This is a genomic window from Actinophytocola sp. (genome assembly GCF_035712165.1).
Lineage (GTDB): Bacteria > Actinomycetota > Actinomycetes > Mycobacteriales > Pseudonocardiaceae > DASYTH01.
On record NZ_DASTBH010000525.1, the window covers coordinates 1 to 8,387 of the forward strand.

An 8,387-nucleotide genomic window follows, 5' to 3' on the forward strand; every position below is an offset into this window, starting at 1 on the left:
CGGGCCGGTGGGGTCACGACGCCTTCGCCGCCCCGCCGGAGGGCGTGCGGGGCACGGCCAACTGCGAGATGCAGCGCAGCATGCTGCTGCGGAAGGTGGCCACGAAACCCTCGACGGTGGCGGTGTTCCGGGGTTTGGTGAGGTAGGGCTTGAGCTTGCGCTCGATCTCCTGCACGCCGGGCTGGCTCGCCATGTGCCGGATCACGGTGTCCAGGTCGCCCTCGTACTCGATGAACCGGACCATGGTGTCGTCCCGGATGAACAGCGCGGTGGCCAGGATCCGGGTGGCCGGCGCGTCCGCGCCGGCCGGCACGGCCGGCGAGCCGACCCGGCGGAAGCTGTCGAAGATCTCGGCCAGCTCGTCGTCACAGCCCGGCTTGATGTCATAGGTGATGGCCACGAACGGCATGTCTCACTCGTCCTCGTAGACCTTGATCGACTTGGTCGGGCAGCTGCGCGCCGCCCACCGGATGGCCTCGTGCATCTCCGCGGGCGGGTTGGGCTGGAGCACCAGCACGTGCCCGTCGTCGTCCTGGTCGAACACGCCGGGCGCGCGGTAGACGCACAGGCTGCCCACCGCACAGGTGTCGTTGGAGGCTTCGACGCGCATGGCGTTCTCCCTTACCAGGTAACGGGAATGTCGGTGAAGCCCTCCATGAACCCACCGAGACCCCGGGGCAGCTCCTCGCCGGGAACGGCGAGCCGGATGTCCGGGAAGCGGCGCAGCAGACCCTCGGTGGCCACCTGGATCTCCATCCGGGCCAGCGCCGCGCCGACGCAGTAGTGCAGCCCGGCGCCGAAGGTCATGTGGTGGTTCTCCTTGCGCCGGATGTCGATGGTGAACGGCTCCGGGAAGACCGTCTCGTCCATGTTCGCCGACTCCTCGGAGAGCAGCACGCTGGAGCCCGTCGGGATCACCGAGCCGTCCTCCAGGGTGATGTCCTCCACCGCGTAACGCATCGTGCCGACCGAGGAACCCATGATCTGGCAACGGATCAGCTCCTCGACCGCGGTCGGCAGCAGCGACCAGTCGGCCTGGATCTCCTTGACCATCTGCCGGTTGTGCAGCAGGACCGCGGTGCCGGTGCCGATCTGGCTGGCGGTGGTGACGTAGCCGGCGATCAGCAGGCCCTGGGTCCAGAACCCGAGCTCGTGCTCGTTGAGCCGGTTGTTGTCCTCGTCGGACACCTGGATCAGACCGCTGATCAGGTCCTCGCCCGGGTCGCGCCGCTTGGACTGGATCAGGTCGTCCAGGTACTTCCACAGGCCCATGCGGCTGGCCGCGACCTCCTCCGGCGGCAGCTTGGAGATGGACAGGAAACCGTCGACCAGCGCCCGGAACTTGGGCATGTCCTCGGCCGGCACACCGAGCAGCTTGCAGATCACCCGGATCGGCAGCGGGAACGCGAACGCCTCGTTGAGGTTGCACGGCTTCTCGCCGGCCTCCATCTTGTCCATCAGGTCGTTGGCGATCTCCCATGCCACCGGTCGCAGCGCCTCCACCCGGCGGGCGGTGAACGCGCGGGTGACCAGGCCGCGCACCTTGGTGTGGTGCGGCGGATCCGGGTCGATCTTGGGATCCATGAACAGGTCGTTGTCCTTCGACACCCGGGCGATGTCCGGCCGGGCGATGTTGCGGGACAGCCGGTGGTCGGCGAACAGTGAGCGCACGTCGTTGTACCGGGTCACCAGCAGGGCCTTGTCGCCGCTGGGCAGCGTCACCGTGACGACCGCCTTCTCCCGCAGACCGCGCAGTGCGCCGGGGATCTCCATCGGCGGGGTCCACGGGAATGGGTAATGGATGGGGGTTTCCACGGCTTCCGTGCTCATCCCGCTCGCACCTTTCTGGTCTGTTGTCTTTCGGTAGAAGTCACACCGGCCACGCCGGCCGCCGCCAGTTGGTCTCGGCGAATCCCCACTCGTAGCGGATGCTGGTGGTGAAGTGGTCGACCACCTCGCGCCGCTGGGCCGGCGACGCGGCCGCGCCGACCTGGTCGACCATGCCGAGAAACGCCTTCACCGCGTAACTGTAGGTCTCACCGGGGTGGTAGACCTCGATCCACCTGGCATATTTCGAGCCGGGCGCATGCCGTTCCTTGAGGTCGTTGGAGACCTGGAAGTTGAACCACACCATGGGTAACAGCGCGCCCACCCCGGCGTGAAAGGACGTCGCGCTGGCGGCGGCGAAGAACGACGCGTGCGCGTGCGTGCCCGGGTCCGCCGGCAGGTCGGCCGGCAGCGGCGGCGCGTCCAACTCGCCGGCCAGTTCGGTGTAGGCGTTGCGCAGCTTGTCCTTCGCCTCCAGGGTGCCGAAGATCGACCGGCCGAACAGCAGGGCGTGTCCGTCCTCGACGGCCGCCGCCGCACACCGGGCCAGCGCCCGGGCGTAGGCCGGCAGGAGGTAGGCGGTGTCCTGCTGGACGAAGTGCGCCAGCGCCTCGCCGGGCAGTGCGCCGTCCCGCAGCCCGGACCAGAACGGATGGTCGATCACCTTGCGCAGCACCGGATCGGCGATCTCGATGAGCTCCTCGTGCAGCTTGTCCACGTGTCCCTCTTCTCAGAACTCCAGTCGCACCCGGTACTGGCGCAACCAGGCGTCCAGTTGCAGCACCATCTCCACGTTGCGCCGCTCACCCCATCCGGTGGCCTCGATCGGCCGCCGTTGGTTGAACAGGTCGGTGCATGCCGCCTCGTCCAGCAGGGGCCGCACCGGGGCGTTCGGGTCGGTCACCACGGCGTCGAACTGTTCGCGCAGCAGCGCGCCGTAGCCGGGGTCCTGGGTGATCGGGAACGGGCTCTTCCGGCGCTGCAGCACGGAGTTCGGCAGCAGGTCGGCCACCGCGGCGCGCAGCACGCTCTTCTCGTGGCCGTCCGAGGTCTTCATCGCCCACGGGATGTTGAACGCGTACTCGACGATCCGGTGGTCGCAGTAGGGCACCCGCAACTCCAGCCCTACCGCCATGCTCAGCCGGTCGTCCCGGGCCAGCAGCAGCGGCAGCCACCGGGTCAGGTGCAGGAACGACACCCGGCGCATCAGCGCGTCGTCGGTCGGCTCGCCGTCCAGCACCGGCACCTCGGCGATCGCCTCGCGGTAGCGCCGGGCCGAGTAGCCGGGCAGGTCGATCTTCTTGACCAGGTCCGGATCGAGCAGTCCGGTGCTGCGCCCGCGCGGGTTGACCTTCAGCCCCATCGACACCCACGGGAAGTTTCCGGTGTCCAGCAACGACTTGTCCCGGAACGACTGGTAGCCGCCGAACAGCTCGTCGGCGACCTCGCCCATCAGCGCCACCGTCGAGTGCTGCCGCACCGCGCGCAGCAGCAGGTAGAGCGAGCGGTCCATGTCCGGGATGGGGCTGGGCAGATCCTGGCTGTACAGCGCGGCGGCGGACACCACCGGGTCGACCATCTCGGCACTGCGCAGCACCACCGGCTGGTGCTCGGTGCCGACGTGCCGGGCCACGTCCGCCGCGTACGGCGCGTCGGCGTCCTCGTGCCAGTGGTCCTTCTGGAACCGCTCGGCGTGCCCCTCGAAGTCCACGGCGAAGGTGCGTGGCCGTTCCGAACCGGCGCGGGCGGCGAACGCCGCGATGGCACTGGAGTCCAGCCCGCCGGACAGCAGCGTGCACAGCGGCACGTCGGACATCAGGTGCGCGGACACCGAGTCGGCGAGCAGTTCGCGCACCGTGCCCACCGTGGTGTCGAAGTCGTCGGTGTGCTCCCGGGCCGGCAGTGACCAGTAGGCGTACCTGTGCACGTTGCCGTCCCGGACCAGCGCGACGTGCCCGGGCGGCAGCTCGGATAGTCCTTTGTAGACGGCATGGCCCGGGGTGTCGATGTAGGTGAGCACCTCGGCCATGCCCTCCAGGTCGATCACGGCGTCGACCATCGGGTGCGCCAGCAGCGCCTTCACCTCGGAACCGAACACCACACCCCGGCCGAGTGCGGCGTAGTACAGCGGCTTGATGCCGAGCCGGTCCCGGGCCAGCATGAGCTGCTGCTTGCCGGGATCCCAGACGGCGAAGCCGAACATCCCGTTCAGCCGCTCGACACACCGCTCGCCCCACTCCAGGTAGGAGCGCAGCACCACCTCGGTGTCGCAGTTGGTGCGGAACCGGTGCCCGCGGGCGACCAGTTGCTCGCGCACGGCCCGGTAGTTGTAGATCTCGCCGTTGTAGACGATCGTGGCGAGGGTCCGGCCGTTCTCCCGCGCCACCATCGGCTGGTCGCCCAGCGACAGGTCGATGATCGCCAGCCGGCGGAAGCCCAGCGCGGCGCGCTGGTCGGTCCACACCGACTCGGCGTCCGGGCCCCGGTTGGCCAGCGTCGCGACCATGGTGCGCACGATGCTGGCCTGCTCGCGCATGTCCCGGGTGAAGTCCACCCATCCGGCGATGCCACACATGCCTGCTGCTCACACCCTTCGCATCAGTTGACGCCGACGCGGGCGATCGACTCGAGGTCGGCCACGATCTCGCTCGGCGCCGGCTGCCCGCGCATCTCCTGGCTGAGCTTGGCGGCCGCCTCGCGGTGCGGACCGTCGGCCAGCAGCCGGGTCACCTCGGCGCGCAGCCGGTCCGGGGTGGCCTCGTCCCGGGTCAGCACCTCACCGGCCCCGGTGGCCAGCACCCGGCCGGAGTGGCCGAGATGGTCCGGCAACTGCGGGATCACCAGCAGCGGAAGTCCGTGGTGCAGCGCGGTCAGCACCGTGCCGGCGCCGCCGTGCCCGATCACCAGGTCGCAGTCGCCCAGCAGGTGCCCGACCGGAACGTCCACCACGACCCGCACGCCGTCCGGCACCTCGCCGAGCAGCGGACGCTGCGCGGCCGACACCGCCACCAGCAACTCGACGTCCAGCCCGTGTACCGCGTCGATCACCTGGGGCACAAGGAATCGCTTCGGATCCAGCTTGGCGATCGTGTGGCCCCAGGTGAGGCAGACCCGTGGCCGGCCGGCCGCGGGCAGCGGCGCGGGCCGGGGACCGGAGCCGTTGAACGGCACGTAGCGCATGGGCAGCCGGCGGTAGTCCGTCGGTAGCTGGAACGTGGCCGGCGTCGGGTCGACCGTGCACACGCCGAACGGGTCGAACTCGCCGGTGCGGTGCCGCTGCGCCAGCTCCGTCAGCGCCGCCGGCAGCACCGGCCGGGCGCGCAGCATCAGGTCGGTGCCGTACAACTGGCGCACCGCCGGAACACCGACCGCGGCCGCGGCCACCGGACCGGCCAGTGCGGTCGGCTCGAACACGATGACGTCCGGACGCCACTCCCGCGCGAGGTCGACCAGACCGTCCACCATGGACTCGGCGTGCGCCAGGAACATCTGCATGGCACGAGGTCCCTTGCCGACCTTCGGCGCCTGCCCGAGGCCGTCGCCGTGCCCGGCCTCGCTGGGCAACACGTAGCCGCGCACCAGGTTCACCGCGTCGACGTCCGCGCCGACGGCGGCGCCGGGCAGCCCGGTGCGGGTGATCTCGTCGAGCAACTCCGGCTGGCTGGCCACCAGCACCTCGTGACCGGCCGCGCGGCAGGCCCAGGCCAGCGGCACCAGTACGTACAGGTGCGAAGGCCACGCCCAGGTGGTGAACAGCACACGCATGTTCCCAGATTGCCGGCCGTTGCTCGCGACGGACTCGAGCACGGGTGTTCGGTCGTGATCCGAGTCGGTGTCGAGTGTGGTCGGCGACGATGCCAGTATGAGTGGGGCGCGCAGCGTGCTGGTGACCGGAGCGAACCGGGGGATCGGCCGCGCGGTCGCCGAACTGCTGAGCCGGTCGGACTGGCGGGTGGTGGTCGGCGCCCGGGACGGCGACGAGGCGGCCGCCGTCGCGGCCGCGCTGGGCGCGCGTCCGGTCGCGATCGACACCACCGACCCGGACAGTGTGAAGCGGGCCAGGGAGGCGATCGGCCCGGTGGACGCGTTGGTCAACAACGCCGGGGTGCTGTTGGACGCGGGAACCGACCCGCTGTCGGTGCCGCTGGACCTGGTCGAGCGCACGCTTGCGGTGAACCTGCTGGGCAGTTGGCGGGTGTGCCAGGAGTTCGTCCCGGCCATGGTGGAACGCGGCTGGGGCCGGGTGGTGATCGTGTCCAGCGGCACCGCCACATTCCACAACGGACTGTTCGCCGGCGCGCCGGGCTACTCCGTGTCCAAGACGGCGCTCAACGGGCTGACCACGATGCTGGCCGCGCAGACCAGGAACTCCGGCGTCCTGGTCAACGCCGTCAACCCGGGCATGACCCGGACCCGGATGATGCCGAAGGCCCAGCGCGAACCCGCCGACGCCGCACGCGACATCGTGCACGCGGTGACCCTGCCCGATGACGGACCGACCGGCGCTTTCCTGCGTGGTCGTGAGCAGATTGAGTGGTGAAGGGAAATCATGACTGGCACCAAGCGTGGACTGATCATCGGTTGCGGTGTCGCCGGTCCGGTTCTGGCGATGTTCCTGAAGCGGGCCGGGATAGCGGCGACGGTCTACGAGGGGCGGCCGACCGCCCGGGACGACGTCGGCGCCTTCCTCGGACTGGCCCCCAACGCCCGCGACGTGCTGCAGACCCTCGGCATCCGCGAGCAGATCGAGGCACTCGGCCTGCCCAGCCCGCGGATCGCCTTCCTCAACCACAAGGGCAAGCAACTCGGGATCAACCCGCAGCCGGTGGTCACCTTCAAGCGCGGCAAGCTGTCCCAGGGCCTGCGGGAGGCGGCGCTGGCCGAGGGCGTGCCGATCGAGTGGAACAAGCGGCTGATGTCCCTGGAGCAGACCGATGACAGGGTGGTCGCGCACTTCGAGGACGGCAGCAGCGCCGAAGGCGACTTCCTGGTCGGCTGCGACGGGACCATGTCCAACGTGCGGACGGCGATCCTGCCGGACTCACCGCCGCCGCACTACACCCACATCATCGGCAGCGGCGCCTACACCCGGGTGCCGGGCCTGGAGTCCACCAACGGCACGATGTACATGTCGTTCTGCCTCAACAGTTTCTTCGGCTACCAGGTGGCCGACGACGGCGAGGTGTACTGGTTCGACAACTACTACCAGAAGCGCGAACCGGCCCCCGGCGAGATCGAGTCGACGCCCGACGAGGAGCTCAAGGCGCGGTTGGTCGAGTTGCACAAGCCGGACCACCACCCGATCGAGGAGATCATCGCGAGCACCGACATGAACATCATCCGGTGGTCGGTGGTCGAGATGCCCACGCTGTCCACGTGGTACAAGGGCCGGGTGGTCCTGGTCGGCGACGCCGCGCACGCCATGGGTCCGCACTCGGGCCAGGGCGGTTCGATGGCCATGGAGGACGCCATCGTCCTGGCCAAGTGCCTGCGCGACATTCCCGACATCGGCACGGCCTTCGCGACCTACCAGTCGATCCGCAAGGAGCGCGTGGAGCACGTCGTCGAGGTCACCCGCCGCACCGGCGACGCCAAGGAACCCCCCGGCTTCTTCGGCCGCCTCACCCGCGACCTCATTCTCCCGATCTTCCTGAAGAAGGGCGTCAACGCCGCCGCCGACATCCACAACCACCACATCGACTGGGACGAGGGCACGTCGCGCGCAGCGGCCGCCTAGGCGGGGCGGCCCGGTCCGCGCCGGGACTCCAGCCGCTCCCGCACCGGCGTCACCTCCTCCGGGATCGCCACCCACCCGCGTTGCCGCCGGCCGCCGAGGTCCAGGCGGACCAGCGGCAGGTAGGTGTCGTCGTCGATGCCGGTGTACCGGTGCCGGACGACCGACTGGTAGATGTGGTCGGACACGGCCAGCACCACCGGCACCGTGGTGTACATGGTCATCACCTTGAGCTCCGGGGCGTCGACCAACCGGCAGGCCAGGTCGAGCGCCTCGCCGAACGGGCCGCGACTGTCGTAGTGCACCTCCCCGGCGTGCAGCGCCACCCGCAGCCGCAGCGGTTGCACCCGCGGGTCGGCGACCAGTTCGGTCAGCGCCGGGATGAAGCTGTTGAGCAGCAACGTCTTCGGCACCTGGTCCACCGGGTGGACGAGCACCAGCGCGCCGTCGCCGCGGTCGACCATCGGGTCCCGGTGCCGTTCGGCGATGCCGCCGCGCACCAGGGCCCGGTCCAGCGCGCCGTACATCGCCTGCCGCAACCGGGCCCGGCCGGGGTTGGTGCGCGCGGTCGAGCCGACCACGTCCACCGCGACGATCACCCGGTGCAGCGGAGCGCCGGTTGCATGCGGTGGCCGGGAGATCCGCAGCGAGCGGACCACCGGCCCGCGCCCGGCGGGGATGGTCGGAGCCGGCCGGATCCGGCGCCGGCCGGTCATCGGGGCGGTGGGCCGGTCCGGATCTCCAGCTCTCCGGCCAGCCGGTCGATCTGCGCCGCCAGGTCGGGCAACTCCAGCAGGATCTCCATGCCTTTTTCCATTGCTCGCCT

The 8,387-nt window shown here is 70.1% G+C and carries 9 protein-coding genes; 2 read left to right on the forward strand and 7 right to left on the reverse strand.

Annotation, left to right across the window (positions count from 1 at the left end; genetic code table 11):
* Nucleotides 1-13: 13 nt before the first annotated feature.
* The 6 genes from VFO68_RS29715 to VFO68_RS29740 are packed head-to-tail and all read right to left on the reverse strand — an operon-like array spanning nucleotide 14 to nucleotide 5,592.
* Nucleotides 14-409, reverse strand: a complete 396-nt coding sequence (locus tag VFO68_RS29715; RefSeq protein ID WP_325161722.1) for a SchA/CurD-like domain-containing protein — start codon at nucleotides 407-409, stop codon at nucleotides 14-16.
* Nucleotides 410-412: 3 nt separating this feature from the next.
* Nucleotides 413-610, reverse strand: a complete 198-nt coding sequence (locus VFO68_RS29720; protein WP_325161723.1) for a ferredoxin — start codon at nucleotides 608-610, stop codon at nucleotides 413-415.
* Between the two features lie 11 nt (nucleotides 611-621).
* Complete coding sequence (locus tag VFO68_RS29725; protein ID WP_325161724.1) at nucleotides 622-1,830, reverse strand: cytochrome P450; 1,209 nt, start codon at nucleotides 1,828-1,830, stop codon at nucleotides 622-624.
* A 40-nt stretch (nucleotides 1,831-1,870) separates the two neighbouring features.
* On the reverse strand, nucleotides 1,871-2,545 hold the full coding sequence (locus VFO68_RS29730) for a hypothetical protein (protein WP_325161725.1): 675 nt from the start codon (nucleotides 2,543-2,545) through the stop codon (nucleotides 1,871-1,873).
* Between the two features lie 12 nt (nucleotides 2,546-2,557).
* A complete protein-coding gene (gene asnB, locus VFO68_RS29735) occupies nucleotides 2,558-4,402 on the reverse strand; it encodes an asparagine synthase (glutamine-hydrolyzing) (protein WP_325161726.1) in 1,845 nt (614 codons plus the stop codon).
* Between the two features lie 23 nt (nucleotides 4,403-4,425).
* On the reverse strand, nucleotides 4,426-5,592 hold the full coding sequence (locus VFO68_RS29740) for a nucleotide disphospho-sugar-binding domain-containing protein (protein WP_325161727.1): 1,167 nt from the start codon (nucleotides 5,590-5,592) through the stop codon (nucleotides 4,426-4,428).
* 97 nt (nucleotides 5,593-5,689) lie between these two features.
* Here VFO68_RS29740 and VFO68_RS29745 point away from each other — a divergent pair, with 97 nt between their 5' ends.
* The gene (locus VFO68_RS29745; RefSeq protein ID WP_325161728.1) at nucleotides 5,690-6,367 is read left to right on the forward strand and encodes an SDR family NAD(P)-dependent oxidoreductase; all 678 of its coding nucleotides are present in this window, start codon (nucleotides 5,690-5,692) and stop codon (nucleotides 6,365-6,367) included.
* A gap of 9 nt (nucleotides 6,368-6,376) precedes the next feature.
* Nucleotides 6,377-7,564: an NAD(P)/FAD-dependent oxidoreductase gene (locus VFO68_RS29750; protein WP_325161729.1), complete on the forward strand. Its 1,188-nt coding sequence runs from the start codon at nucleotides 6,377-6,379 to the stop codon at nucleotides 7,562-7,564.
* Here VFO68_RS29750 and VFO68_RS29755 read toward each other — a convergent pair.
* The gene (locus VFO68_RS29755) at nucleotides 7,561-8,277 is read right to left on the reverse strand and encodes a hypothetical protein (protein ID WP_325161730.1); all 717 of its coding nucleotides are present in this window, start codon (nucleotides 8,275-8,277) and stop codon (nucleotides 7,561-7,563) included. The genes VFO68_RS29750 and VFO68_RS29755 overlap by 4 nt on opposite strands.
* Nucleotides 8,278-8,387: the final 110 nt, after the last annotated feature.